The sequence below is a fragment of the Streptomyces panaciradicis genome (genome assembly GCF_023516615.1).
In the GTDB taxonomy this organism is placed as follows: Bacteria; Actinomycetota; Actinomycetes; order Streptomycetales; family Streptomycetaceae; genus Streptomyces; species Streptomyces panaciradicis.
In genome coordinates this window covers 1-24,790 of sequence record NZ_JAMGBF010000106.1, presented here as the reverse complement: position 1 = coordinate 24,790, position 24,790 = coordinate 1, and the positions used below count along the sequence as shown (strand labels likewise).

At 72.5% G+C, this 24,790-nt stretch carries 20 protein-coding genes; 14 read left to right on the top strand and 6 right to left on the bottom strand.

Features of this window, described 5'->3' with window-relative positions; genetic code table 11:
- The first annotated feature begins 94 nt into the window (after nt 1-94).
- Nucleotides 95-1,177 (top strand): mannose-1-phosphate guanylyltransferase, encoded by a 1,083-nt coding sequence (manB, locus tag M8J74_RS30065; RefSeq protein WP_249839459.1) that lies wholly within the window; start codon nt 95-97, stop codon nt 1,175-1,177.
- 157 nt (nt 1,178-1,334) lie between these two features.
- Here the strand turns inward: manB and M8J74_RS30060 are convergent, their stop codons facing one another.
- From M8J74_RS30060 to M8J74_RS30045, 4 genes are read right to left on the bottom strand one after another with little or no spacing between them, the layout of a single operon-like run.
- Nucleotides 1,335-2,339, bottom strand: a complete 1,005-nt coding sequence (locus tag M8J74_RS30060) for a DNA-3-methyladenine glycosylase family protein (RefSeq protein WP_249839458.1) — start codon at nt 2,337-2,339, stop codon at nt 1,335-1,337.
- 59 nt (nt 2,340-2,398) lie between these two features.
- The gene (locus tag M8J74_RS30055; protein WP_249839457.1) at nt 2,399-3,709 is read right to left on the bottom strand and encodes a coenzyme F420-0:L-glutamate ligase; all 1,311 of its coding nucleotides are present in this window, start codon (nt 3,707-3,709) and stop codon (nt 2,399-2,401) included.
- The gene (gene cofD, locus M8J74_RS30050) at nt 3,706-4,665 is read right to left on the bottom strand and encodes a 2-phospho-L-lactate transferase (RefSeq protein WP_249839456.1); all 960 of its coding nucleotides are present in this window, start codon (nt 4,663-4,665) and stop codon (nt 3,706-3,708) included. The genes M8J74_RS30055 and cofD overlap by 4 nt, the downstream gene beginning before the upstream one ends.
- Before the next feature lie 34 nt (nt 4,666-4,699).
- The gene (locus tag M8J74_RS30045; RefSeq protein WP_249839455.1) at nt 4,700-5,218 is read right to left on the bottom strand and encodes a cysteine dioxygenase; all 519 of its coding nucleotides are present in this window, start codon (nt 5,216-5,218) and stop codon (nt 4,700-4,702) included.
- Between the two features lie 669 nt (nt 5,219-5,887).
- On the opposite strand from M8J74_RS30045, the gene M8J74_RS30040 reads away from it, so the two are divergent.
- From M8J74_RS30040 to M8J74_RS30030, 3 genes are all read left to right on the top strand, one after another.
- A complete protein-coding gene (locus M8J74_RS30040; protein ID WP_003990679.1) occupies nt 5,888-6,151 on the top strand; it encodes a WhiB family transcriptional regulator in 264 nt (87 codons plus the stop codon).
- Between the two features lie 173 nt (nt 6,152-6,324).
- A complete protein-coding gene (locus M8J74_RS30035) occupies nt 6,325-9,972 on the top strand; it encodes a glycosyltransferase (protein ID WP_249839454.1) in 3,648 nt (1,215 codons plus the stop codon).
- Nucleotides 9,969-11,483 carry a DUF5719 family protein gene (locus M8J74_RS30030; RefSeq protein WP_249839453.1) on the top strand — a complete coding sequence of 505 codons (1,515 nt, stop codon included), beginning with the start codon at nt 9,969-9,971 and terminating at the stop codon, nt 11,481-11,483. Before M8J74_RS30035 ends, M8J74_RS30030 begins: the two co-directional genes overlap by 4 nt.
- 16 nt (nt 11,484-11,499) lie before the next feature.
- Here M8J74_RS30030 and M8J74_RS30025 read toward each other — a convergent pair whose 3' ends face one another.
- Nucleotides 11,500-11,952 (bottom strand): metallopeptidase family protein, encoded by a 453-nt coding sequence (locus M8J74_RS30025; RefSeq protein WP_058924953.1) that lies wholly within the window; start codon nt 11,950-11,952, stop codon nt 11,500-11,502.
- A gap of 295 nt (nt 11,953-12,247) precedes the next feature.
- Here M8J74_RS30025 and M8J74_RS30020 point away from each other — a divergent pair, with 295 nt between their 5' ends.
- From M8J74_RS30020 to M8J74_RS29980, 9 genes are all read left to right on the top strand, one after another.
- Complete coding sequence (locus tag M8J74_RS30020; protein WP_058924954.1) at nt 12,248-12,667, top strand: DUF3499 domain-containing protein; 420 nt, start codon at nt 12,248-12,250, stop codon at nt 12,665-12,667.
- Between the two features lie 190 nt (nt 12,668-12,857).
- Nucleotides 12,858-14,444, top strand: a complete 1,587-nt coding sequence (locus tag M8J74_RS30015; RefSeq protein ID WP_249839452.1) for an L-lactate permease — start codon at nt 12,858-12,860, stop codon at nt 14,442-14,444.
- A gap of 121 nt (nt 14,445-14,565) precedes the next feature.
- Nucleotides 14,566-15,930 (top strand): phosphomannomutase/phosphoglucomutase, encoded by a 1,365-nt coding sequence (locus M8J74_RS30010; RefSeq protein WP_249839451.1) that lies wholly within the window; start codon nt 14,566-14,568, stop codon nt 15,928-15,930.
- A gap of 310 nt (nt 15,931-16,240) precedes the next feature.
- Entirely contained in the window at nt 16,241-16,411 is a 171-nt protein-coding gene (locus M8J74_RS30005) for a Trm112 family protein (protein WP_079078118.1), read from the top strand.
- 141 nt (nt 16,412-16,552) lie between these two features.
- Nucleotides 16,553-17,680, top strand: a complete 1,128-nt coding sequence (locus M8J74_RS30000; RefSeq protein ID WP_249839450.1) for an SIS domain-containing protein — start codon at nt 16,553-16,555, stop codon at nt 17,678-17,680.
- A gap of 70 nt (nt 17,681-17,750) precedes the next feature.
- Nucleotides 17,751-18,902, top strand: a complete 1,152-nt coding sequence (gene manA / locus M8J74_RS29995; protein WP_249839449.1) for a mannose-6-phosphate isomerase, class I — start codon at nt 17,751-17,753, stop codon at nt 18,900-18,902.
- 123 nt (nt 18,903-19,025) lie between these two features.
- Complete coding sequence (locus M8J74_RS29990) at nt 19,026-20,006, top strand: cation diffusion facilitator family transporter (protein WP_249839448.1); 981 nt, start codon at nt 19,026-19,028, stop codon at nt 20,004-20,006.
- A 279-nt stretch (nt 20,007-20,285) separates the two neighbouring features.
- A complete protein-coding gene (ahcY, locus tag M8J74_RS29985) occupies nt 20,286-21,743 on the top strand; it encodes an adenosylhomocysteinase (protein WP_058924960.1) in 1,458 nt (485 codons plus the stop codon).
- Nucleotides 21,744-21,845: 102 nt separating this feature from the next.
- Nucleotides 21,846-22,460 carry a hypothetical protein gene (locus M8J74_RS29980; protein WP_249839447.1) on the top strand — a complete coding sequence of 205 codons (615 nt, stop codon included), beginning with the start codon at nt 21,846-21,848 and terminating at the stop codon, nt 22,458-22,460.
- A 12-nt stretch (nt 22,461-22,472) separates the two neighbouring features.
- Here M8J74_RS29980 and M8J74_RS29975 read toward each other — a convergent pair whose 3' ends face one another.
- Entirely contained in the window at nt 22,473-23,411 is a 939-nt protein-coding gene (locus M8J74_RS29975; protein ID WP_249839446.1) for an RDD family protein, read from the bottom strand.
- Between the two features lie 139 nt (nt 23,412-23,550).
- Here M8J74_RS29975 and M8J74_RS29970 point away from each other — a divergent pair, with 139 nt between their 5' ends.
- Nucleotides 23,551-24,558 carry a stage II sporulation protein M gene (locus M8J74_RS29970; protein ID WP_249839445.1) on the top strand — a complete coding sequence of 336 codons (1,008 nt, stop codon included), beginning with the start codon at nt 23,551-23,553 and terminating at the stop codon, nt 24,556-24,558.
- Nucleotides 24,559-24,790: the final 232 nt, after the last annotated feature.

Genomic DNA, 24,790 nt, shown 5'->3' with positions numbered 1-24,790 from the left:
GCCGCCGAGCCGTCGAAGGCGTCGCACGACGATCTGCATACACTGGCCGGCCGAAGGACATTTCGGCCGGTCCCGGCAGGAAGCAGAGACGACGGTGACAGAAGCGATCCTCCTGGTCGGCGGCAAGGGAACGCGGCTGCGTCCGCTCACGGTGCACACGCCGAAGCCCATGGTCCGGGCGGCGGGCGTCCCCTTCCTCACGCACCAACTGGCGAGAGCCAGAGCGGCGGGAGTGGACCACATCGTCCTCGCCACCTCCTACCTGGCCGAGGTCTTCGAACCGTACTTCGGCGACGGCTCCTCGATGGGCCTGCACATCGAGTACGTCACCGAGGAGGAGCCCCTGGGCACGGGCGGCGCGATCCGCAACGTCGCCGCCCGCCTCCACTCCGGCCCGGACGAGCCGGTGCTGGTCTTCAACGGCGACATCCTGACCGGGCTGGACATCCGCCGCCTGGTGCGCACCCACGAGACCTCCGGCGCGGACGTCTCCCTGCACCTGACGAAGGTCACCGACCCGCGCGCCTACGGCCTGGTCCCCACCGACGACACGGGCCGCGTCCTGGCCTTCCTGGAGAAGCCGCAGACCCCCGAGGAGATCGTCACCGACCAGATCAACGCGGGGGCGTACGTCTTCCGCCGCTCGGTCATCGACACGATCCCGGCGGGCCGCCCGGTCTCGGTGGAACGAGAGACGTTCCCCGGCCTCCTGTCCGCCGGAGCCCACCTCCAGGGCATGGTCGACTCCACCTACTGGCTGGACCTCGGCACCCCGGCCGCCTTCGTACGGGGCTCCGCGGACCTCGTCCTCGGCCGCGCCCCGTCGCCCGCCGTCCCCGGCCGCTGCGGCGACCGCCTCGTCCTTCCCACGGCCAGGGTCGCCCCCGACGCCAAACTGACCGGCGGCACGGTCGTGGGCGAGGGCGCCTTCGTCGCCGAGGGCGCCCGCGTCTTCGGCTCGACCATCCTGCCCGGCGCCGTCATCGAACCCGGCGCGGTCATCACCGACTCCCTCATCGGCACCCGAGCCCGCGTCGGCGAACGCTCCGTCCTCACCGGCACGGTCATCGGCGACGGCGCGATCATCGGCCCCGACAACGAACTCCGCGACGGCGCCCGCGTCTGGTGCAACGCCCAAATCCCAGCAGGAGCACTCCGCTTCTCGTCGGACCAGTAACCGGGGCACCTTCGTTTCAGCCTGTCCCACGGCTTTGCTGGGCGCAGGCCCACCACTTCAGCCCGTCCGGCGTTTGAGGACGAGGCCCGTTCAGGGCCGACGGGGGTCCAGGGGGCGGAGCCCCCTGGTGCCTGGGCGGCGCAAACGGAACCGCCCCTCACAACTTCCCGATGTCCCCGCGAGGCATCTTCGGCGCTCGCCGAGCCGGCGTACGTCCACTCAGCAGAATCAACCGAGCGGCCCGATGCCGCTGCCCGGCATAAGGCTCCAACAGCCTCAGCATGACCCCGTCATCCGCATCCCGATCCCCCGCCAGCGCCCACCCCACGATCCCCGGCAGATGCAGATCCCCCACGGTCACCGCATCCGCGGCCCCATGGCTGCGCTGCACGACCTCCGCCGAGGTCCACGGCCCGATCCCCGGCACGACCTCCAGCCGCGCCTGCGCCTTCTCCGGCGACATCCCGACGGCCTCCTCCAGCCGCCCCGCCACCCGCACCGCCCGCAGGATCGTCGACGCCCGCTTGTTGTCGACCCCGGCCCGGTGCCACTCCCACGACGGGATCAACGCCCACGTCCGCGGCGCCGGCATCACCCACAGCCGCCCCCCGGCCGCCGGCCCGGGCGCCGGCTCCCCGAACTTCCGCACCAGCAACCGCCACGCGCGATACGCCTCGTCGGTCGTGACCTTCTGCTCCAGCACGGACGGGATCAACGACTCCAGCACCAGCCCGGTCCGCGTCAGCCGCAGCCCCCGCCGCCGGTGCCACGCCGAAGCGACCACCCGGTGCCGCGGCACGAACGCCTCCGGCTCGTCGGCCCCGCCCAGCAGCTCCGGCAACCGGTCCAGCAGCCACTCGGCCCCGGGCCCCCAGGCCTCCCCGCGCACCGCCCCGCCCGCCACGGAGACCCGCAGCGTGCCGGGCCCGAGGGGCGTGAGGGTGGCCCGCCACACGGACCCGTCGGGCATGGCCCGGAACGTCGGATCGCCGGGCCCGCGCCGCAGCGGCCCCAGCACCAGCCCGAGGTCGAGCGGCCCGTCGGGCACGACGGTCCGTACGCGCCCGCCCGCCTCGGCCTGCCGGGGCACCCCCGCGGGCACGGCGACATGCCCGCCCCGCACGGTCGTACGAGTGGGCCGCGGAGAGAAGCGTCCTGCCACGAAAGATGTCCTAGAGGTCCCTGGGTTTCCCCACGAGGGTAGGCGCACTCACGCGCCCGTCACCGCACCTCGATGAAAGCGTCCGCCTCCCGGGCCGGCCGAGGCCGCGGTTCCTCGGCCGGATGTCCGACCGCCACCGCCCCCATCGGGTCCCAGCCCTCCGGCAGCCCCAGCACCTCGCGCACCACGTCCCGGCAGAACATCGTCGACGACACCCACGCCGACCCCAGCCGTTCCCCGGCGAGCGCGACCAGGAGGTTCTGCACCCCGGCGCCCGCGGCGACCACGAACATCTCCCGCTCGGCCCCGTCCCGCCGCTGGTCCCCGTACGTGTGCGACCCGTCCATCACCAGACACGGCACGACCAGATACGGCGCGTTGCGCAGCACGTCGCCGCGCCGCACCCGCTTGGCGATGGACTCCTCGCTCTTGCCGTCGCGCCGCAGATCGGCGATCCACGCCTCGCGCATGGCGTCCAGCAGCCGGACCCGTGACTCCTCGGACTCCAGCAGCACGAACCGCCACGGCGTCGTGTGATGCGGCGCCGGCGCGGTGACCGCCAGCGCGACCGCCCGCCGCACGGCCCCGGGGTCGACGGGCTCGTCGGTGAACGCCCGTACGGTACGGCGTTGGGCCACCGCCTCCCGTACCGCCTCGGAGGTCCCCAGCCGGAACATGTCGTCGCGCGCACCGCGCACCATGGCCCGCGCCCCCTCCCCGTCCTCGTCGGCCACGACGTGCGGCAGCCCGCGCACGACGGCGACCGGCCGTCCGGCCGCCTTGCCCTTGACCAGGTCGCCGGCGGCGGCCAGTTCGTCGGCCGTGGCCACGACGGTCGCGCCCAGCGGATTGCCGTGGGCGTCGGTGCCCCCGCGCAGATCGTCGAGCACCCGCACCCCGGCGGCGCCGATCGCGACGTCGGTGAGGCCCGAGCGCCAAGGCCGCCCGAAGGTGTCGGTGACGACGACGCCCACGCGCACGCCGAGGGCGTCGCGCAGGCCGTCGCGGATCGCGCGGGCGGAGGCGTCCGGGTCCTCGGGCAGCAGCAGCACGGTGCCCGCGGGGGTGTTGGAGGCGTCGACGCCGGCCGCGGCCATGACCAGGCCCTGCCGGTTCTCGACGATCCGCAGCGTGCCGCGCCGCGCCACGACCCGTACGGTCTCGGCGTCGATCGCGGCCTCCCGGTCGTCGGCGGCGACGAGCCGCCCCTCGGCCTTGGAGACGATCTTCGAGGTGACCAGCAGCACGTCCCCGTCGGCCAGGTGCGGCTCGGCGTCGGCGATCAGCTTGGCGAGATCGTCCCCGCGCTGCACCTCGGGCAGACCCGGCACGGCCCAGACGCGGTAGCCCTCGGCGGACGCCCCGCTCACGACGCCCGCACCTCCTCGGCCAGCTCCAGTGCCTCCTGCGCCATCCGCGTGGTCGCGTCGAGGTCGGTCATCATCAGGGGCACCGCTCGGCAGCGGATGCCCGCCGCCTCCACGCGCTGCACCGCGTCCGCGTCCCGGGTGTCGACGAGCCAGCCGTCGAGCAGTCCGGAGCCGTAGTGCTCGGCCACCGCGGCGGCACTCGACTCCACTCCGACGGCCGCGAGCACCTTGTCGGCCATGCCGCGCACGGGCGCGTCGCCGACGATGGGGGACAGGCCCACCACCGGCACCCCGGCCTCCGCGATCGCCTCCCGGATGCCGGGCACCGCGAGGATGGTGCCCACCGACACGACGGGGTTGGACGGCGGGAACAGCACGACGTCCGCCTCGGCGATCGCCTCCAGCACGCCCGGCGCGGGCTTGGCCTGCTCGGCGCCCACCGGCACGACCGCCTCGGCCGGCACCGAGGCCCGCAGCCGCACCCAGTACTCCTGGAAGTGCACGGCCTTGCGCTCGCCGTCGATCTCCACGGCCACATGCGTCTCGACGCGGTCGTCGGTCATCGGGATCAGCCGTACGCCCGGCTGCCAGCGGTCGCACAGCGCCTGGGTCACCGCGCTGAGCGGGTATCCGGCGCCGATCATCTGGGTCCGCACGATGTGCGTGGCGAAGTCGCGGTCGCCGAGCCCGAACCACTCCGGGCCCACGCCGTACGCCCCGAGCTCCTCCTTCAGATGGAAGGTCTCGTCGGCACGCCCCCAGCCCTGTTCCTCGTTGATGCCGCCGCCGAGCGTGTACATCACCGTGTCGAGGTCCGGGCAGACCTTCAGCCCGAAGAGGTGGATGTCGTCCCCGGTGTTGCCGATGACGGTGATGTCCGCGTCCGGCGCGGCCTTCTTCAGACCGCGCAGGAACCGGGCACCACCGATGCCGCCTGCCAGAACCACGATGCGCATGTCTCTCAGTGTTGCAGGCGGGTACGACAACGCGTCAGGCAGTCACCGGCCGGGTCCGCGCGGCCGGCTCGGGACGCGCCTCGCAGTGCTGGGACGCGTGCATCGGCATGTCGGTCAGGCCGGGGTAGTAGATGTGCAGGCTTATGGCCGGCTCCAGCGTGTCGTTGACGACCTCGTGCACATAGCCGGGGGCGAACACGCGCTGCGCACCGGCCGCCAGCGCGCGCGTGCCCCGCTCGGTCCGCTCGGTCAGCGTCCCCTCCAGGACGGTCAGCACGCCCGAAGAACGCCCGTGGTCGTGCAGTCCGCTGCCCTGGCCCGGCACCCAGGACAGCAGCCACACCTCGTAGCCGGGGCCCGTGCGCAGGCGGTGGTACCAGCGGGTCGTCGCGTCGTAGCGGACGAGGTGCTCCCACGCGGAGCGGTCGGCGGCGACGGAGCGGGCGAGGCCCACGAACTCGGCCACGGTGGCCGGGTGCTCGCGCGGCGGCTGGAGCAGGTGCTGGACCTCGAGGATGTCGCCGGCGATCTGGAGGTCGTTGTCGCTGTTCATGGGTGCGGTGGTTCCTCGGTGAAAGAAGGACAGAGGGAACGAGCGGCGGGGGAGAAACACGAAACCGAGCCGCGGGGCGACTCGGTTCTCAGCTGGAGCGATCGGACAGGCTCAACAGCTGGAACAGCAACAGCTACAGCGAGCGCGGGCAGCACCGTGGGACCCGGCGGTGCGGGTCGAGGTCAGTGCCGAGTTCGCGAGCATGCCCACAAGGACAGCGGTTCACACCTTCACTGTCAACTCGACACCCGGTATGTGGGACGGCTTTCACCTCATCCGGTCCATCTGGGTGATGAAAGGTTTGTTCAGCGGGGGACCGGGACACAAGGCGCACAACCGCGCGTCAGGCCTCGTTGCGATCTCGTGATCCGAACGTGATCCGGTTCGCTTCGTGGGGCGCGTGGAACGGGATCGAACATCCGGGCGTCCTTTCCCGTGAAGGCTCTGCAAGGGGCCCACGGCCCTCCCGGGCCTCATCTGCATGTCAAGGTTTATGCCGATTTGAACACTTTCCGCATAGCCTTGGTTCCGCAGAGTGAATAAGGGGCCCAATAGCAGATCTCGGCTTGACTCGCCCGGAGCAGCACACTTGTAATTTCACTCGTGTCGTTCAGCCGAAAACGGTAACGGCTACATCACGGGGACGCGAAAGACAGACGAGGGGCGCACATGACCGAGCTGGTGCAGCAACTGCTGGTCGACGACGCGGACGAGGAACTCGGCTGGCAGGAGCGCGCGCTGTGCGCCCAGACCGACCCCGAGTCCTTCTTCCCCGAGAAGGGCGGCTCCACCCGGGAGGCCAAGAAGGTCTGCCTCTCCTGCGAGGTGCGCTCCGAGTGCCTCGAGTACGCCCTCGCCAACGACGAGCGCTTCGGCATCTGGGGCGGTCTGTCCGAGCGGGAGCGGCGCAGGCTGAAGAAGGCCGCCGTCTGACCCCGTACCTCCCGCTCCGCATCCGACGAACGGCCCGTCGCAGGTGGCTTGTCCACAGGCGGCGGGCCGCTGTGCTGCCCAGCCGATAGTGTGGTCGCTCGTCCGAGACGCCTCGCCGCCCCCACGGGGCACAGACGTCCACCGCAGTCCACCGAACCGGGGCCCGTACCTCGATGTCCGTGCACAGCCACACGGCAGCCCACAACCCCGCTGCCACTCCAGAGTTCCCGCGTCACGTGGTGACGGCGGTGCTCGTCTCCCACGACGGCGCCCGCTGGCTGCCCGACGCGCTCGCCGGGCTGCTCGGCCAGGAGCGCCCCGTCCAGTACGTGGTCGCGGCCGACACCGGCAGCGCGGACGCCTCCGCCCAGCTGGTCACCGACGCCCTCGGCGCCGACCGGGTGCTGCACCTGGCCCGCCGTACCGGCTTCGGCCAGGCCGTCGAGGAGGCGGTGCGGACCGCGCCGGTGCTGACCCCGGAGGAACTGCCGTACCTGAAGCGGCCGAGCGGCTGGGACCCCGTCACGCGCACCTGGCGCGACGACGCCTACGACATGCCGGAGCTGCCGCACGGCGAGCCGGTCCAGTGGCTGTGGCTGCTGCACGACGACTGCGCCCCCGACCCCGACGCCCTGGCCCAGCTGCTGCGGGTCGTGGAGAACGAACTGGAGCTCGGCCGCGACGACGTGGCCGTCGTCGGCCCCAAACTGCGCGGCTGGTACGACAAGCGGCAGCTGCTGGAGGTCGGTGTCTCCATCGCCCACTCCGGCCGCCGCTGGACCGGCCTGGACCGCCGCGAGCAGGACCAGGGCCAGCACGACCACGTCCGCCCGGTGCTGTCGGTGTCCACCGCCGGCATGCTCGTGCGGCGCGACGTCTTCGAGGGCCTCGGCGGCTTCGACAAGCGGCTGCCGCTGATGCGCGACGACGTCGACCTGTGCTGGCGCGCCACCGCCGCCGGGCAGCGCGTCCTGATCGCGCCCGAGGCGGTCGTCCGGCACGCCGAGGCCGCCTCCCGGGAGCGCCGCACCGTCGACTGCGTGGGCCGCAGCGCCGCCTCCCCGCACATGGTCGACAAGGCCGGCGCCGTCTACACCCTGTTCGTCAACTCACGTACGGCCGTGCTGCCCTGGGTGCTGCTGCGCGTCGTGCTCGGCACCCTCCTGCGCACCCTCGCCTATCTCGTCGGCAAGGTCCCCGGACAGGCCGTCGACGAGATCCGCGGCCTGCTGGGCACCCTGCTGCGGCCCGAGCGGATCATCGCCGGGCGGCGCAGACGCGGCGCCCCGCAGATCGACAAGGGAGAGCTGCGCGCCCTGTTCCCGCCGCCCGGCGCCACCGTGCGGGCCACCGTCGAACAGGTCGCGGGCAACTTCTTCAGCAGCTCCGACGCCGACGCCGCCTCCGGCGCCGGACGGCACGGCGGCGCGGTCGAGTCCGGGCCGGGCGGCGACGACGCCGACTTCCTGGAGATCGAGCAGTTCGCCCGGCTCAAGCGCATCGCCCGCAAACCGGGCCCGATGCTCTTCCTGGTGCTGCTGTTCGTCTCTCTCGTCGCCTGCCGCGCCCTGCTCGGCGGCGGCGCGCTCGCGGGCGGCGCCCTGCTGCCCGCCCCGGCCGACGCGAGCGAGCTGTGGTCGCGCTACACCGACTCCTGGCACGCCGTCGGCGCCGGCGGCACCCCGTCCGCGCCGCCGTACCTGGCGATCGTGGCGACGCTGGCCTCCGTGCTGTTCGGCTCCACCGGACTCGCGATGACGGTCCTGCTGGTCGGCTCGGTGCCCCTTGCGGGCTTCACCGCCTACTTCGCCTCCCGCCCGCTCGTCGAGTCCCGCCTGCTGCGCGCCTGGGCGGCCGTGGTCTACGCGTTCCTGCCCGCCGCCACCGGCGCGCTCGCCGGCGGCCGCATCGGCACCGCCGTCCTCGCCGTCCTGCTGCCGCTCATCGCGCGCGCGGGCATCGCCGCCAGCGGCGTCACGAACGCCTCCGGAGCGCGCGGCAGCTGGCGCGCGACCTGGGCGTACGCGCTGCTGCTGACCATCACCACGGCGTTCACCCCGATCGTGTGGCCGATCGCGCTGATCCTCGGCATCGCGGTGCTGGCGCTGCGCCGCACCGACATCACCGCCTACGGGCTGCGTTTCCTGGCCCAGCTCGGCTCGCCCCTGCTGGTCCTCGCGCCCTGGTCGCTGACGCTGCTGCCGTTCGGCTTCTTCAAGGAGGCCGGACTCGACTACGGCCCCTCGGCCGCCACCGCGCTGGACCTGCTCGGCATGAGCCCCGGCGGGCCGGGCACGGTCGACGGGCTGATGCTGATCGGCGTCGTCCTGGCCGCGCTGGCCGCCCTGCTGCGCTCGGAACGCCAGGCCGCGATCCGGGCCGCCTGGGCGGTCGCCCTGGTCGGTCTGGTCTTCGCGGTGCTGTCCAACCGCTCGACCTGGGCCGGTCCGGCCACTCTCGTCTACGGCATCGCCCTGCTCGCCGCCGCCGCCCTCGGCGCCGACGGCGCACGCGCGCGGGTGGCCGAGCAGAGCTTCGGCTGGCGCCAGCCGGTCGCCGCGCTGATCGCCTTCGCCTCGCTCGCCGGCCCGCTGCTGGTCGCCGCGGGCTGGATGATCGGCGGCGCCGACGGACCGGTGGAGCGACGCGACCCCACGCAGGTGCCCGCGTTCGTCGCCGAGGAGAGCGGGACCAGCGACCAGGCCCGCACTCTGGTCCTGGACAGCGACTCCGCCGCGCGCGTCGGCTACACCCTGGTGCGCGGCTCAGGTGCCCGCCTGGGCGACGCCGAGGCCGCCGCGGCCGACGGCGAGAACAGCGCGCTCGACAAGGTCGTCGCCAACCTGGTCGCCGGCTCCGGAGCCGACCAGTCCGACCAGCTCGGCAAGTTCGCCGTGCGCTACGTCCTCGTCCACAAGGGCGCCCCCCGCGAGGTCACCCGCGTCCTGGACGCCACGCCCGGCCTGTCCCGCCTCAGCCAGCAGGACGGCAGTGCCCTGTGGCGCGTCGACCAGGAGGTCGCCCGCGCGACGATCGTGGCCGCCTCCGGCTCCGGCGCCCCGCAGCCCGTGGCCGCCGGACCGGTCGACATCCACACCACCGTCCCGGCCGGAGCCGACGGCCGCGTCCTGCGGCTGGCCGACACCGCCGCCGAGGGCTGGACGGCGACCCTGGACGGCAGACCGCTCACCCGCACCACGGTCGACGGCTGGGCCCAGGGCTTCGAACTGCCCTCCTCCGGCGGCAGGCTGGACGTCACCTACGACGAGCCCGTCACCCACACCGCCTGGCTGTGGGCGCAGGGCTTCCTCGCCGTCGTCCTCGTGGTCATGGCCCTGCCGGGCCGGCGCCGCGACATCGACGACGACCTCCCCGAGGAGCCGTCGATCCCCGCCCAGGCCGTCGAGGGCGAGGGCCGCCGCGCCCGCCGCCTGCGCGCCCAGTCGGAGGCCGAGGAAGGCGCCCCGGAGGAGGAGTTCCCGGCCCCTCCCGCGGAGCAGCCCCCGGCCGCGGTCCCGCAGCAGCAGTCGTACGGCGACTGGGACCAGGCGAGCTACCAGAACGCCGGGTACGACCCGTACGGCAACGAGCAGTACCAGGGCGCCCAGCAGTACCCGGCGGGCGCGTACGACCAGACGTACCAGGCGGATCCGTACCAGGGCGGCCAGTACGACCCGTACGCGTACGGCGACTCCCAGGGCGCGTACGGCCAGACGTACGACCCGACGGTCTATCAGCAGCAGGGCTACGACCCCGCGTACGACCCGGCGCAGCAGCAGCACCCGCACGCCCCTGAGCGTCCCGACGGGAGTCAGCAGTGAACCGCACCACCCTCTCCCTGATCGCCGGCACGGCCGCCCTCGCCGCCATCACGGGCGTCGCCTCGCTCACCGCGCCGGGCGCCTCCGGCGCGGCTCCCGCCAAGGCGGCGGCCGAACTGCCCGTGGAACGCACCACGCTGCTGTGCCCGGCGCCCAGCACCTCCGACCTCGCCGACACCTCGTACACGTCGTACACGCCCGTCACCAAGGGCGCGGGAGGCGCGGGCAAGGCCCGACTCCAGGCCGCGACCGAGCAGTCGGACGGCGCGACGGGCGGCAAGGGCACGAAGGACAAGAAGGGCAAGGGCAAGAAGGCGGCCGACAAGCCGGTCCTGACGCCCAAGGAGCCCGGCACCCCGGTCACGGGCGACACCTCCGGCGCCGACGCCCCCGCGTTGATCGGCACCGCCGAGGGGAAGTTCGCGCCGGGCTGGACGGTGCAGGAGACCACTGAGGTCGCCGCTGGCACCGGCCGCGGTCTGCAGGGCGTCAACTGCTCCGCGGCGGACACGGAGTTCTGGTTCCCGGGCGCCAGCACGGTCGCCACCCGCACCGACTACGTCCACCTGACCAACCCGGACGACTCGGCCGCCGTCGTGGACGTCGAGCTGTACGGCAAGGACGGCGCCCTGAAGTCCACGGTGGGGGAGGGCATCACCGTCCCGCCGCACTCCAGCGACCCGCTCCTGCTGTCCACACTGACCGACGAGAAGCAGACCGACCTCACCGTGCACGTGAACGTACGCAGCGGGCGCGTGGGCGCCGCCGTGCAGGCCCTGGACGACAAGACGGGCGGCGACTGGCTGGCCGCCACCGAACCGGCCGGCAGCCTCGTGCTGCCTGGCATCCCCAAGGACGCCACGTCGGTCCGCCTGATCGCCTTCACGCCGGGTGACACGGACGCCGACCTGAAGGTGCGCCTCGCCTCCCCGTCCGGGCTGATCACGCCCGCCGGCAACGAGACGCTGCACGTCAGGGCAGGGATGACGAGCGCGGTCGACCTCGGTGCCGTCACCCGCGGCGAGGCGGGTTCGCTGGTCCTGACCCCCTCCGCCCGCGCGGTGCCGGTCGTGGCGGCGCTGCAGGTCGTACGCGGCAAGACCGGCAAGCAGGAGACGGCCTTCCTCCCGGCCACGGTCCCGGTCGGCACGCGCGCGACGTCGGCGGACAACAGCGGCAAGGGCTCCACCCTGTCGATCACGGCGCCGACCGGCACCGCCCAGGTGAAGGTCACCGCGTCCGCGGGCAGCGACGGCGGCTCGCCGGTGTCGAAGACGTACACCGTCAAGGCCGGTACCACCCAGGACGTCGAGGCTCCCGTGCCGAACGGCGCGAAGGGCACGTACGCGCTGACGGTCGAGACGCTCTCGGGCGGCCCGGTGTACGCGTCGCGGACCCTGTCGGCCACGGAGGGCGGCGTCCCCGGCTTCACCATCCAGACGCTGCCGGACGACCGGGGGCTGGTGTCGGTGCCGCAGGCCGACGAGGACCTTTCGGTCCTGCAGAAGTGAGGGCGGCCGGCGGGGCTCAGTCCTCGCCGTACCGCGGGTCCACCGTCTCCGGGGTCAGCCCCAGCAGCTCGGCGACCTGTTCCACGACGACCTCGTGCACCAGGGCGGCCCGCTCGTCGCGTCCCTTGGTGCGGATCTCCACCGGCCGCCGGTAGACGACCACGCGCGCGGGGCGTCCGTCGCGCGCGGCGATCGTGCCGCCCAGCGGCACCGCCTCGTCGTTCCAGGTCTGCCCGGGTCCGTCCAGCCGCGGCACCTCCAGGACCAGGAAATCGATGTCGGCGAGCTGCGGCCAGCGCCGCTCCAGCCGCTCCACGGAGTCCTGGACCAGGTCCGCGAACAGGTCGGCGCGGCTCGCGGCGAGCGGCACCTGGGGCGGTGCGATCGGGCCGCGCATGCCCCGGCCGTGGCGGTCACGACGGCGGGGCCCGGGGCGGCCGGCGGCACGGTGCGGTACGGGGTTGTCCATCACTGGTGAAGCGTAGTCCCCGCCGAGCCCGGCCGCCCGGCCCCACACGGCATCCCGGACACCGTTCGGCCACCGGGTACGGCCTGTCACAGGTTGACCATTCCAGCCAAGGTTGGGCTCGATTCCGTATCTCTCCCAGACCGCCGACGTCGAGGCAATTGACGGTGTTTGTACCGAGAGTTGATCGGACGGTGGGCTGTGAGACGGCGCGCGGGGGTGCGTCCGCCCTGGTCAGCAAGGTGTGGCGAAAGGGGCGTGTGGGGCGATTCACACCACGACACGGGGGAGTGACCTGGTGGAGAGTCGTCGCGGCCCGCTCAAGAGTGCGGTACCGTCCAACGTCGTGAGCCCTGTACGTCGCTGTTCGCGCACCGCTTGCGGCCGTCCCGCCGTCGCGACGCTGACGTACGTCTACGCCGACTCGACCGCGGTCCTCGGCCCGCTCGCCACCTACGCCGAACCCCACTGCTACGACCTGTGCGCCGAGCACTCCGAGCGCCTCACCGCGCCGCGCGGCTGGGAGGTCGTCCGGCTCCTCGACGGCTCCGCCCCGGCCCGCCCCAGCGGCGACGACCTGGAGGCCCTCGCCAACGCGGTGCGCGAGGCGGCCCGTCCGCAGGAGCGGGCGGCCGAGGCCGGCGGGGCGCGCTCCGCGGACCCCATGGAGGTCGCGCGCCGCGGCCACCTGCGGGTGCTGCGCTCCCCGGACAACTGATCCGCCTCTCCCCGCGTGCGTGGGACGCGTCGCACTCACCGATGCGAGTGAGCTGCCTTCACCGGTGCGGGTGATGCATACGCCGATGCGAGTGATACGCGGCCATTGACGCGAGCTTGGCGCGGACACGACCATTCCGTAAGCCGAAGTGAGAAATCGCTTTCCGCATGACGGAATCGGGGAGGCGCCCGTGTACGTCCAGAAACTCGAACCCGTCGCCGGTTCGCTCGGCCTGTCCGCCCTCGTCGCCGCCCTGCCCCTGGTGATCGTCCTGATCCTGCTCGGCGGCCTCCGCGTGAAAGCGCATCTCGCGGGCCTGACGGGCCTTCTGGCGGCCGTACTGGTCGCCCGGCTCGCCTACGGCATGCCGCTGGGCCAGACCCTCTCCAGCGCCGCGCAGGGCGCCGTGTTCGGTCTCTTCCCCATCCTGTGGATCGTCGTCAACGCCCTGTGGGTGTACCGGATGACCGTCCGCACCCGGCACTTCGACATCCTGCGCCGCTCCTTCGGGCGCCTCTCCGACGACCCGCGCATCCAGGCGCTCGTCGTCGCCTTCTGCTTCGGCGCGCCGGTCGCGATCTGCTCGGTCATGCTCGTCGCCCTCGGCTTCGACCCGGTGCGCGCCGCCGTCGTCGCCCTGGTGGCCAACACCGCGCCGGTCGCCTTCGGCGCGATGGGCACCCCGGTCGTGACGCTCGCTCAGGTCACCGGGCTGCCGCTGGACACCGTGGCCTCCGTGGTGGGCCGTCAGACCCCGCTGCTCGCCCTGGTGGTGCCGCTCGTGCTGGTCTGGCTGGTGGACGGCCGGCGCGGGCTGCGCGAGACCTGGGTGCCCGCCCTGGTGTGCGGAGTCGCCTTCGCCGTCGCCCAGTTCGCCGCCTCCAACTACGTCTCCGCCCAACTCGCCGACATCGCCGCCTCCCTGGTGGGCGCGGCCGCCCTGGTCGCCGTACCGCACGCGCGCGTGGCCGCCAGGGAGGAGGTACGCGCGTCCGTGCTGACCGGTGCGCGCAGCGAGGAGCTCGACGAGGAGGACCCGCGCCGCGAGGTCGTGCGCGCCTACGCGCCGTACGTCCTGATCGTCGTGATCTTCTCGGTCGCGCAGATCCCCGCCGTCAAGGACTGGCTGGCCCGGGCCACGCAGACGTACGACTGGCCCTTCCTGGACGTCGTCGCACCGAACGGCGAACCGGTCGGCGGCAACGTCTTCGTCTGGCCGGTCGTCTCGACCGGCGGCACCCTCGTGCTGCTCGCAGGGCTGTGCACGGCCGCCGTGCTCGGGGTGCCCGCGCGCGTGGCCGTCAAGGAATGGCTGGCGACCGTGCACGAACTGCGCTTCGCGATCCTCACCGTCACCTCCGTGCTGGCCCTCGCCTACGTCATGAACCTCTCCGGACAGGCGGCCACCATCGGCCACTTCGTGGCGGCCGCGGGCGCCGGGCTGGCCTTCCTGTCGCCGGTCCTCGGCTGGTTCGGCGTGGCCGTCTCCGGCTCCGACACCTCGGCGAACGCCCTCTTCGGGGCCCTGCAGGTCAGCGCCGCCCGCGAGTCGGGGCTGTCGCCCGAACTCCTGGCGGCGGCCAACAGCTCCGGCGGCGTCCTGGGCAAGATGATCTCCCCCCAGAATCTCACCATCGCGTGCGCGGCCGTGGGCCTCGCCGGCCGCGAGGGTGACCTGCTGCGCAAGGTGCTGCCCTGGAGTGCCGGTCTGCTGCTGGTGATGTGCCTGATCGTCGTCGGCCAGAGTTCGCCGGTCCTGGACTGGATGCTGCCCTGAGCGTTCTTACCCTGCTCTGACCTGAGGTTACGGCCGAGGTACCCGGTCGGAGTCCGTGCACCGCACGGCCGTCCGGTGCGGGTAGTTTGGGGCCACCGACAGGACTCCAGGAGGGTTGGCCGTGGCTGCTGATCTGTCACAGATCGTGAAGGCGTACGACGTGCGCGGGGTGGTCCCGGACCAGTGGGACGAGTCACTGGCCGAGCTCTTCGGGGCGGCCTTCGTCCAGGTGACCCGGGCGCGCGCGATCGTCGTCGGCCACGACATGCGGCCCTCGTCCCCCGGTCTGTCGCGGGCCTTCGCGCGCGGGGCGGCCGGGCAGGGCGCCGACGTGACCGAGATCGGCCTGTGCTCGACGGACCAGCTCTACTACGCCTCCGGCGCACTGGACCTGCCGGGCGCGATGTTCACCGCCTCGCACAACCCGGCCCAGTACAACGGCATCAAGTTGTGCCGCGCCGGCGCGGCACCGGTCGGCCAGGACACGGGCCTGTCCGAGATCCGCGCACTCGTCGAGCGGTGGACGGAGTCGGGCGCTCCGCAACAGGCGGCCGAGGCGGGAACGATCACCCGGCGCGACACGTTGTCCGACTACGCGGCCCACCTCCGCTCCCTCGTCGACCTGACCTCGATCCGCCCCCTGAAGGTCGTCGTCGACGCGGGCAACGGCATGGGCGGCCACACCGTCCCCACGGTGTTCGAGGGCCTGCCCCTGACCCTCGTGCCGATGTACTTCGAACTCGACGGCACGTTCCCCAACCACGAGGCGAACCCGCTGGACCCGGCGAACCTGGTGGACCTCCAGCAGCGCGTCCGCGCGGAGGGCGCCGACCTCGGCCTCGCCTTCGACGGCGACGCGGACCGCTGCTTCGTGGTCGACGAGCGCGGCGAGCCGGTGTCCCCGTCCGCCGTCACGGCGCTGGTCGCCGCACGCGAACTGGCGCGCAACGGCGGCAAGGGCGTGATCATCCACAACCTGATCACGTCCTGGTCGGTCCCCGAGGTGGTCCGGGAGCACGGCGGCACCCCGGTCCGCACCCGGGTCGGCCACTCCTTCATCAAGGCCGAGATGGCCACCTCCGGCGCGATCTTCGGCGGCGAGCACTCGGCGCACTACTACTTCAAGGACTTCTGGAACGCCGACACCGGCATGCTGGCGGCCCTGCACGTCCTCGCGGCCCTGGGCGGCCAGGACGACCCCCTGTCCGCCCTGGTCGCCGAGTACGACCGCTACGTGGGCTCCTGCGAGATCAACTCCACGGTCGCCGACCAGGCGGACCGCGTGGCCGCCATCAAGGCCGCCTACGCCGGCCGCGAGGACATCACCCTGGACGAGCTCGACGGCCTGACGGTCACCTCCACCGACTGGTGGTTCAACGTCCGCCCGTCCAACACGGAACCCCTCCTCCGCCTCAACGCGGAGGCCCGCGACGAGGCGACGATGACGAAGGTCCGCGACGAGGCCCTGGCGATCATCCGAGGATGAGGCCGCTTTTCGGCCCGTCGGGTGCTCTTCTGGCCGTCCGGCGCCCGAGGACGAGGCCCGCGCATTCCAGCCCGTCCGGCGTTTGAGGACAAGGCCCCTTCAGGGCCGACGGGGGTCCAGGGGGCGGGGCCCCCTGAAGGACGGGACGGGTAGGGGCGGCGGGGGCGAGAAAACCCCCGACGCCCACCGCCCACCCACCCCCGCCCCGACCCCCACCGAGCCGCCCCCCACGGCGGTACCCTGACCAGGCACATCCGCACAAGCCGACGCACAGCCACGCGCACGCGTACCCGCCCCGAAGGGACACCCCATGCCGCTCGAATCCGGCCTCCTGGAGATCCTCGCCTGCCCGGCCTGCCACGCCCCCCTCAAGGAGCAGGACACCGAGCTGATCTGCACCGGCCAGGACTGCGGCCTGGCCTACCCCGTCCGCGACGGCATCCCCGTCCTCCTCGTCGACGAGGCCCGCCGCCCCGCCTGACCCGGGAGACACCGCCTCACCCGCGCAGCACGACCGCGCCACGACAGACCCCACACCAGACCCCGCAGCAGGACACCGTCCGCCGCACGCACCCCCCAAGCCCGCCGCCCCCAGGGACCGGCGATCGGAGGCTGCCGCCCCATGCTCGACGAATCGCTGCTCGACACCCCCGAGGCCCTCTCGGAGGCCGACCGCCGCGGCCTTCTGCGCGGCGCGGCCGAGGCGGGCGCCCGCGTCCGCACCGCCGCCCGGCACGCCGCCGAGGCAGGCGTCCACGACCTCAAGCCGGACGGCCGCCCCCGCGCCGTCCTCATCGCGGGCCCCGGCGCCGCGGCCATCTGCGCCGCCGACCTCCTCGGCACCCTCGCCGGCCCCGGCAGCCCCGTCATCCGCCTCGCCCCCACCGGTGTGGCCCCCGCGGCAGGCGCCCTGCGCTGGGAACTCCCGGGCTGGGCCGGTTCGGTCGACCTGCTCCTGATCACCACCCCCGACGGCACCGAGCCGGGCCTGTCCCTGCTCGCCGAGTCGGCCTACCGCCGCGGCTGCACCGTCGTCGCCGTCGCCCCCTCCCACACCCCGCTCGTGGAGGCGGTGGCGGGCGCCCACGGCCTCTTCGTACCGATGGCGACGGCCCCGTACGAGCAGGACGAACCGCTCGCCGCGTCCGCCCCCGGCGTGCTGTGGGCGCTGCTCACGCCCCTTCTCGCGCTGCTGGACCGCACCGGTCTGCTCTCCGCCCCGCCGGACGCCGTGGAGAAGGTCGCCGACCGCCTCGACCAGGTCGCCGAGCGCTGCGGGCCCGCCATCGCGACCTACAGCAACCCCGCCAAGACGCTCGCCGCCGAACTCGCCGACGCCCTGCCGATCGTCTGGACCGAGGGCGTCTCCGCGGGCCCCGCCGGCCGTCGCTTCGCCGCGGCCCTCGCCGAACTGTCCGGCACCCCCGCCGTCGTCGCGGAACTCCCCGAGGCCCTCGCCGCGCACAGCGCGCTGCTCGCCGGCCCGCTCGCCGCGAGCGCCGACCCGGACGACTTCTTCCGCGACCGGGTGGACGAGCCGCCCGCCCTGCACGCGCGCGTGGTGCTGCTGCGCGACCGCCCGATCGGCGGCCTCACCGCCGCCCCGGCCGCCCGTGACCTGGCCCTCAGCCACGACACACCGATCAGCGAACTCGAGCCGGAGCCCGGGGACGAGCTGGAGACCCTCGCCGAACTGATCGCCATCACGGATTTCGCCGCCGTTTACCTGGCGCTCGCCTCGGGGGCCTGATCTTGACGCCTGCGCACTGAAAACCGCCGTGCACGCACGCGCGTACCGATCGACCGGCAGAGAGAACCGCATGGACCGCCTGGACAACACCATCCGCCCCTACGCCTGGGGCTCCACCACCGCCATCCCCGCCCTTCTCGGCGTCGAACCGAGCGGTGAACCCCAGGCGGAGATGTGGATGGGCGCCCACCCCGGTGCCCCCTCGCGCACCGCACGCGGCACCCTGGTGGAGGTGATCGACGCGGCCCCGGAGAGGGAACTGGGCCCCGAGGCCGTCGCCCGGTTCGGCCCCCGCCTGCCCTTCCTCCTGAAGATCCTCGCCGCGGGCGCCCCGCTCTCCCTCCAGGTCCACCCCGACCTGGCGCAGGCGAAGGAGGGGTACGCGGACGAGGAGCGCCGGAGCATTCCCGTCGACGCCCCCCACCGCAACTACAAGGACGCCAACCACAAGCCCGAACTCATCTGCGCGCTCACCGAGTTCGACGGACTGTGCGGCTTCCGCGACCCGCTGCGGGCGGCCGGACTCCTCGACGGCCTCGGCGTCGACTCCCTCAAGCCCTACGTCGACCTGCTCCACGCCCACCCCGAGGACGCGGCCCTGCGCGAGGTCCTCACCGCGATCCTCACGGCCGACCCCGAGGAGATGCGCCACACGGTCCACGAGACCGCCTCCGCCTGCGCCCGCCTGGGCGGCCCGTACGCCCCCTACGCCGAGATCGCCCACCACTACCCGGGCGACCCGGGCGTGATCGCCGCGATGCTCCTCAACCACGTGCGCCTGCAGCCGGGCGAGGCGCTCTTCCTCGGCGCCGGCATCCCGCACGCCTACCTCAGCGGCCTCGGCGTCGAGATCATGGCCAACTCCGACAACGTCCTGCGCTGCGGCCTGACCCCCAAGCACGTCGACGTCCCCGAACTCCTGCGCGTCGTCCGTTTCGAGGCGAGCGACCCGGGCGTCCTGCGCCCCGAGGCGTCCCCGGACGGCGAGGAGGTCTACGAGACCCCGATCGACGAGTTCCGGCTGTCGCGGTACGTCCTCCCCGAGGGCGGCACCCCCCACCACCTCACCCGCGAGACCCCGCAGATCCTGCTGTGCACGGCCGGTTCGGTACGGGCGGGGGAGGAGGAACTGACCCCGGGCACCTCCGTGTTCGTCCCCGCGGGCGAGAAGGCCGAGGTGTCCGGTGCGGGCACCGTCTTCCGCGCCACTGTGATCGTATGACCGGGGTTGTGGGTACCTGACGAGCCGTCGCCGGTCCGGGCTGCAACAATGGCCCACCGGCAAAGGACGGGCAAAGGCCCTGGACGGCGTACACGTACGAAGGCGAAGGGACAACGCGGACACATGAGCGCGTCAGGCGGCACCAGGGCGATCGTGGCGGCACTCGGCGCCAACCTCGCGATCGCGGCATCGAAATTCGTTGCGTTCGCGTTCAGTGGCTCGTCCTCGATGCTCGCCGAGGGGGTCCACTCCCTCGCCGACTCCGGCAACCAGTTCCTGCTGCTGATCGGCGGCAAGAAGGCCCAGCGCGAGGCGACCCCGCAGCACCCCTTCGGCTACGGCCGCGAGCGGTACATCTACGCCTTCCTGGTCTCCATCGTCCTGTTCTCCATCGGCGGCATGTTCGCCATCTACGAGGGCTACGAGAAGATCCGCCACCCGCACGAACTGGAGCACTGGTACTGGCCGGTGGGCGTCCTCTTCTTCGCGATCATCGCCGAGGGCTTCTCCTTCAAGACGGCCATCAAGGAGTCGAACGAACTGCGGGGCAAGCTGTCCTGGTCGCAGTTCATCCGCCGCGCCAAGGCGCCCGAGCTGCCCGTCGTCCTGCTGGAGGACTTCGGCGCGCTGATCGGTCTGGTCCTCGCCCTCGGCGGCGTCGGCCTGGCCCTGCTCACCGGCGACGGCGTCTGGGACGGCATCGGCACCGTCTGCATCGGCGTCCTGCTCGTCTCCATCGCCCTCGTCCTCGCCGCCGAGACCAAGTCGCTCCTGCTCGGCGAGGCCGCGGGCGTCGAGGAGGTCAGGAAGATCGAGGAAGCCGTCGTCGACGGCGACACGGTCACCGGCATCATCCACATGCGCACGCTCCACCTCGGCCCCGAGGAACTGCTGATCGCGGCCAAGATCGCCGTCCAGCACGACGACACGGCCGCCGAGGTCGCCTCCGCCATCAACGCCGCCGAGGCCCGCATCCGCGCCGCGGTCCCCATCGCGCGCGTCATCTACCTCGAACCCGACATCTACAGCGAGGCCGAGGCCGCCAAGGGCCCCGACCGGGAGGCCACGCCCGGCGGCCCCGCGCCCCATCCGGCCGGCCACTGACGGGCTCGGCTCCCGCTTTCCGGACCGCGATCGGCTCGATCTGTCCGGAGGCGGACTGGGGTGGTCGGCCCGGCCGGTGTAGCTTGGAGTGGAGCCAGACGTCGCTGCTGATGGCGGTCGGGCGGTCCCACAGCGGACCGACCGAGGGAGAGAGGGCCTCCGACGGACTGCGCTGCGCGCACGCGGGCATGCCTGTGTCCTCTTCTCGGGCACCCCTGTGTCCGCCGCCGCGCAGACCAGCCGTACCCACCTCGCCCCAACCCCGAGGAGCAGCTCGCAATGACGACTGTCGACAACCGACAGGACTTCAAGGTCGCCGACCTCTCCCTGGCCGAGTTCGGCCGCAAGGAGATCACCCTCGCCGAGCACGAGATGCCCGGCCTGATGGCGATCCGCAAGGAATACGCCGAGGCCCAGCCGCTGGCCGGCGCCCGCGTCACCGGCTCCCTGCACATGACCGTGCAGACCGCCGTGCTCATCGAGACCCTCGCCGCCCTGGGCGCGCAGGTCCGCTGGGCGTCCTGCAACATCTTCTCCACTCAGGACCACGCGGCCGCCGCCATCGCCGTCGGCCCGAACGGCACGCCCGACAACCCGCAGGGCATCCCCGTCTTCGCTTGGAAGGGCGAGACGCTGGAGGAGTACTGGTGGTGCACCGAGCAGGCGCTGACCTGGCCGGACAGCCCCACCGGCGGCCCGAACATGATCCTCGACGACGGTGGTGACGCCACCCTCCTCGTCCACAAGGGCGTCGAGTACGAGAAGGACGGCGCCGTCCCCGGCCTGGAGACCGCCGAGTCCGACGAGCACCGCGTCATCCTCCAGCTGCTCCACCGCACCCTGGGCGAGAACCCCCAGAAGTGGACCCAGCTGGCGTCCGAGATCCGCGGCGTGACCGAGGAGACCACGACCGGCGTCCACCGCCTGTACGAGATGCAGCGCGACGGCGTCCTCCTCTTCCCGGCGATCAACGTCAACGACGCCGTCACCAAGTCGAAGTTCGACAACAAGTACGGCTGCCGCCACTCCCTGATCGACGGCATCAACCGCGCCACCGACGTCCTCATCGGCGGCAAGACGGCGGTCGTCTGCGGTTACGGCGACGTCGGCAAGGGCTGCGCGGAGTCCCTGCGCGGTCAGGGCGCCCGCGTGATCGTCACCGAGATCGACCCGATCTGCGCGCTGCAGGCGGCGATGGACGGCTACCAGGTCACGACGCTGGACGAGGTCGTCGACAAGGCCGACATCTTCATCACCACGACCGGCAACAAGGACATCATCATGGCCTCGGACATGGCCAAGATGAAGCACCAGGCCATCGTCGGCAACATCGGCCACTTCGACAACGAGATCGACATGGCCGGCCTCGCCAAGGTCCCCGGCATCGTCAAGGACGAGGTCAAGCCGCAGGTCCACACCTGGACCTTCCCGGACGGCAAGGTCATCATCGTCCTCTCCGAGGGCCGCCTGCTGAACCTCGGCAACGCCACCGGCCACCCGTCGTTCGTGATGTCCAACTCCTTCGCGGACCAGACCCTGGCCCAGATCGAGCTGTTCACCAAGCCCGACGAGTACCCGACCGGCGTGTACACGCTGCCCAAGCACCTCGACGAGAAGGTCGCGCGCCTCCACCTGGACGCGCTCGGCGTGAAGCTGACCACGCTCCGCCCCGAGCAGGCCGCGTACATCGGCGTGGAGGTCGAAGGCCCGTACAAGTCCGACCACTACCGGTACTGAGCACCACCTCCGAGGCAGGCCCCCGCACCCCCGTGTCGGGGGCCTGCCCCTTCGGTCCCGTGGCCCGCAGGCCGGACCGGCTCGTCAAGATCCAGGACCCTCATGCCCCGCGGCCGTTATTCGCTCCACGATCCGCACGACCACACCCTCCTCGCAGAAGAGCACTTCCACTGCGCCCCCGGCCCTTCCGGCTGGCGTTACGTCTCCCAGCTGACCACCCCCGCGGGCAACCACCACGGCTCCGTCGACCTCACCCTCGACGAACTCGGCCGCCCCATCCGCCTGGAGCTCCACGCCGCCGGCTGGCAGGTGCGCGGCGCCGCGTTGGACGGCGTCACCTGGGTCCGTACGGACTCCACCGGAGCTCACGCCACCGAAGGCAATGTGCGCGCCCACGCCTTCACCGGCACGTCCCCCGCGTTCCTCATCGCCCTCACCCGTCTTCTGCGCCTCACCCCTTCCGCCTCCGCAACCCGCGTACGCCTCGTCGCCTTCACGGACCCCGTCCTCGCCCCGCGCACCGTGGACCAGTCCTGGACCTTGCGCAACAGAGAAGCACACGCCACTGACAACGGCCCTCTGACCGTGGACGAATACCAGGTCACAGCCCTGGACACGGGCGAGCAGCACACCGTGCACATCGCCGGGGACGTGGTGCTCGCGGCGCCCGGAATCGAGCTGGAACACCTCGAGTCACCACCGTCGACCTTCCTCTGACCGAGCCTTCGACTAGGCCGGCGGCACGAACCCGGTCGACCCCGTCTTCCCCGGGGCCTCCGTCGCAGGACGCTCGACAGGCGGCGCGTCCGCCGGCACGGCAGGCCGGGGCTGGTACGGCGACTCGGTGGGACGAGGCTGGTACGGCGGCTGGGCGCGCCGGGGCTCGTACGGCGCCGCCGGAGCAGGACCGGTCACCGCACCGTTCCCGACGGTCCGCCGCACCTCGCGGGCCTGCCGCTCCTGCATGACGGCGGCGAGATAGACCGTCGGCGGCACACCCTGCGGAACGGGAGTGCCCGTACGAGCGGCCAGGTCGGAAGACAGCCGTTCCGCCATGGCCCACCCCACCTGCGGGTCGAGCTGATGCATCCGCGTCAGGTACTGACGCACCGCCAGCCACAGCCCGTCGGGAACCGCGGACAGATCCAGCTCCGAGAACCGTCCCGCCAGCCACGGCGGAGGCGGCGGCAGAAACCCCGCGCGCGCGGCAGGCACGCGTTCCCGTACGACGAGAGTCCCGGCGAACACGTCCCCGAGCCGCCGCCCGCGCGACGACACGAGCGACGCGATACAGGCGATGACACCGAACGTCATCAGGATCTCCACCACGCCGATCGCGCCCCGGACCAGCGCATGCCGGAACCGGATCGGGCCGCCGTCGTCGCGCACCACCCGCAGCCCGCACGCCAGCTTCCCCAGGGACCGCCCGTGGCTGAGGGTCTCGACCGCGATCGGCGCCCCCACCAGCAACAGGACGAACGTCGCGATCGACACCGCGAACTGCGCCGCGTCGTCCAGCGAGGCCGTGGCGGCGACCAGCGCGATGGTCACGACGACGTAGACGGCCATGGCCACCACCAGATCCAGCAACACCGCGAGCGCCCTGCTGGGCAGCCTCGCGGGGCGCAGCTCCAGCGCCACCGCCTCGCCCGTCACCAGCTCACTCACGCCCGCCGCCCTTCCCTGGTCTGCCCTCGCAGCGGCCAGTCTGCCAAGCTGAGGGCGCATCGCGCCGCAGTACGACAAGCTGACATCAACGACGGGCCAACGACGGGCCGGCGACGACAGCCGAGGAGCAGCCGAACCGATGGACCTCGACGTCTTCGTCACGACCCACCGAGCCGAATGGGACCGCCTCGACGCGCTCCTGGGACGCCAGCGCCGTCTCACCGGCGCGGAGGCCGACGAACTCGTCTCGCTCTACCAGCGCACGGCGACCCATCTCTCCCTGATCCAGTCCAGCGCGCCCGACCCCCAGCTGACCGGACGCCTCAGCCAACTCGTGGCACGCGCGCGGAGCGCGGTGACGGGGACCCGGCGCGCCTCCTGGAGAGACGTCACCCGCTTCCTCATCCACGGCTTCCCGTCGGCCGTCTACAGGTCGCGCCGCTGGTGGGTGCCCACCGCGCTCCTCTCCACCCTCGTGTCCGTCCTCCTGGGTTGGTGGATCGGCACCCACCCCGACGTCCAGGCCACCATCGCGGCACCCAACGAGCTGCGGGAGCTCACGCGCCCAGGGGGCCAGTACGAGACGTACTACTCGAGCCACCCCGCGGCGTCCTTCGCCGCCCAGGTCTGGACGAACAACGCCTGGGCCGCCGCCCTGTGCCTGATCCTCGGCGTCTTCCTGGGCCTGCCGGTCCTGTGGCTCCTCTTCCAGAACATGCTCAACCTCGGCGTGGGCTTCGGCCTGATGTCGTCCGTCGGCCGCCTCGACACCTTCCTCGGCCTCGTCCTGCCCCACGGCCTGCTCGAACTGACCGCTGTCTTCGTGGCCGCCGGCACTGGGCTGCGCCTCGGCTGGACCGTCGTCGATCCGGGCCCGCGCACCCGTCGCACGGCCCTGGCCGAGGAAGGCCGTGCCGCCATCGGCATGGCGATCGGCCTCGCCCTGGTCCTCTTCGTCTCGGGCGCCATCGAAGGCTTCGTCACCCCGTCCGGCCTGCCCACCTGGGCGCGCATCGGCATCGGAGTCGTCGCCGAGCTCACCTTCCTGGCCTACGTCTTCGTCCTGGGCGGACGAGCCGCCCGAGCAGGGGAGACAGGGGACGTCGAGGCGGCCGAGCGAAGTGCCGCGGTGCCGACGGCGGCCTGATGTGCATAGGGGCCTGCCGAGCTGTTAGTCTCTTCCTCGCCCCAACGGAGCCGTTGACACGGACCGCCAGGGGAGGTAGATTCGAACAGTTGCCTGGAACTGGGTCTCACCCGGTCGGCAGCAGTGAGTGTCTGTCTGCTTCTCGGAACATCGATTTCGACGAAGCCACTCCCGATGAATCGGAAATGAAGCCGGTCAGACCGGCTCGAAACTTCTGATAAAGTCGGATCCG